Source organism: Bradyrhizobium sp. 31Argb (genome assembly GCF_043638955.1).
In the GTDB taxonomy this organism is placed as follows: Bacteria; Pseudomonadota; Alphaproteobacteria; order Rhizobiales; family Xanthobacteraceae; genus Bradyrhizobium.
The window spans coordinates 1-2,358 of the sequence record NZ_JBEGDB010000517.1; the positions used below are offsets into that span (position 1 = coordinate 1).

Consider the following 2,358-nt stretch of genomic DNA (forward strand, 5'->3'; position numbering starts at 1 on the left):
CACTTTGGCGTAGAGCTCACCAGGCCGCCGCCCAGCGCGCGCACTTCAAAACAAAAAGACAACTGTAATGCTAGGTCCGGAGAAATGCGTATTCATCTACAACACCAACAACAACCGGCTCGAGAACAACTGGTTCGAAGGCTGCGAAATCGGCGTGCATTTTACTGCAGGTTCCGAAGGCAACGCCATCACCGACAATGCGTTCGTCCACAATGTCAACCAGGTCAAATATGTCGGCACCCGCCATCTCGACTGGTCGAGGGGTGGGCGCGGAAATTACTGAAGCGACAACCCGGCTTTCGATCTCAACGGCGACGGCATTGCCGATACCGCTTATCGACCCAACGACCTGATCGACCGGGTGTTGTGGACCGCGCCTGCGGCAAAAGTGTTGATCAACAGTCCCGCCGTGCAGGTGATCCGGTGGGCGCAGGGACAATTTCCCGCGCTGCTGCCCGGCGGCGTCGTCGACAGTCATCCGCTGATGTCGCCGCCAGCGCGCCGCAAGCTTGCGGAAGGAATTCGGCCATGACCACGGTGCGAATAACGGACGTCAGCAAGCGGTATGGGCGGATCGATGCGGTGTCCGGCGCCTCGTTCGAGCTCGGCCAAGGCGAAATGGTCGCCTTGATCGGTCACAACGGTGCCGGCAAGACCACGCTGATGAAGCTGATGCTGGGCTTGATTCACCCGACGCACGGCTCGATCCAGGTTCTGGGCGAGGATCCCGCCGCAGGTCAGTTTTCGGCGCGGCGCCGGCTTGGCTACCTGCCGGAAAACGTTTCCTTCGATGCCACACTAACCGGACGCGAGACGCAGCGCTTCTATGCTCGGCTGAAGCAGGAGCCGATCGCAAAGGCGGAGCAACTGCTTGATATCGTCGGGCTCGGCGCAGCCGTCGACCGGCGCGTCGGCACTTATTCGAAAGGCATGCGCCAGCGCCTCGGCCTGGCGCAAGCGTTGATCGGACGGCCGCAATTGCTGCTGCTCGACGAACCGACCACCGGTCTCGATCCGGAACTGCGCCAGACCTTCTATGAAGCGATCCAGCGGCTTGCTGCCGAAGGCACCACGGTTCTGCTCTGCTCGCACGCGCTGACCGAACTCGAGGAACGGGCGGGACGCGTGATCATCATGAACCGCGGGGTCAAGGTCGCCGATGGCTCGCTCGATGAGCTGAGGCGGCTGGCGCAACTGCCGACCCGGATCCGGCTCAAAATATCCGGCCTTGCTCAAGGCGAGGTACCCGCCTGGCTACCCGCATCCGCGCCATACCGGCGGCTCAACGGCCACGTTGTCGAGATCGATGCGGCACCGGAGCAAAAGATCGATCTGTTGCGGCGCGTGACTGCAGCCCATACCTCGGTCGAGGATATCGACGTGATGGCGCCGAGTCTCGACGAACTCTATGCGCATTTCCTGCGATCGGCGGAGCGGAAGCGATGAATGCCATTCTCACCATCACGGCCAAAGAAATCCGCCAGGCCGTGCGCAACCGCTGGGTGCTTGCCGCAACGCTGCTGCTGGCGGCGCTGGCGTTGTCGCTGACCTTCCTTGGCAGTGCGCCAAGCGGCAGCAATGTGGGCGCGCGTCCGCTCGATGTGATCATCGTCAGCCTTTCGAGCCTTACGATCTTCCTGGTGCCGCTGATTGCGCTCCTGATCGCGCACGATGCGATCGTCGGCGACATGGAACGTGGCACCATGCTCCTGCTCCTGAGCTGCCCAGTCGCCCGCTGGCAGGTGCTGGTCGGGAAATTCTGCGGACATCTCGCCGTGCTCGCCTTCGCGACCTGCTTTGGCTATGGGGCTGCCGTCGCAGCCCTGTTGGCAACGGGCAGTGATATGGATCGCGAGGGGCTGGAGGCATTCATCGCCATGATCGCTTCCTCCGTACTGCTGGGAGCGGTCTTCATTGCAATCGGCTACTGGGTCAGCGCGCAGGTGCGCGACCGCGGCACCGCTGCTGGCGTCTGTATCGGCCTGTGGCTGTTGCTCGTGCTGGTTTACGACATGGCGTTGCTCGGCCTCCTCGTCCTGGACAAGGGTCAGAACATGTCGGGCCCTGTTCTCAACACCTTGCTCCTCCTCAATCCGACCGACATCTACAGACTCCTCAATTTGACCGGCTTTGCCAATGTCAGCGCATTCTCGGGCATGGCAGGGCTTGCCGGCAGCGCGACGTTGTCGGTCCGCGTCCTCGTGGCGGCGCTCGCGCTGTGGACACTTATTCCACTGACAGCCGCAAGCCTGTCGTTCTCCCGGAGGGAGCTATGAAGCGTAGGTCCTGACCGGCTACATGGGTAACAGAATAGACCGGCGACATGGGTAACAGGTCAACTGGTCGGCAAGGAGGACC

Annotated in this window: 2 protein-coding genes and 1 pseudogene; all 3 read left to right on the top strand. The window is 62.1% G+C overall.

The features are described from left to right. Positions 1-73: 73 nt before the first annotated feature. Positions 74-532, top strand: a pseudogene (locus tag AAFX91_RS40860) (NosD domain-containing protein); the annotation flags it as partial. Continuing rightward, a complete protein-coding gene (locus AAFX91_RS40865; RefSeq protein ID WP_394570260.1) occupies positions 529-1,446 on the top strand; it encodes an ABC transporter ATP-binding protein in 918 nt (305 codons plus the stop codon). The pseudogene AAFX91_RS40860 and the gene AAFX91_RS40865, both read left to right, overlap by 4 nt. After that, entirely contained in the window at positions 1,443-2,276 is an 834-nt protein-coding gene (locus AAFX91_RS40870) for an ABC transporter permease subunit (RefSeq protein WP_394570261.1), read from the top strand. Before AAFX91_RS40865 ends, AAFX91_RS40870 begins: the two co-directional genes overlap by 4 nt. Positions 2,277-2,358 lie beyond the last annotated feature (82 nt).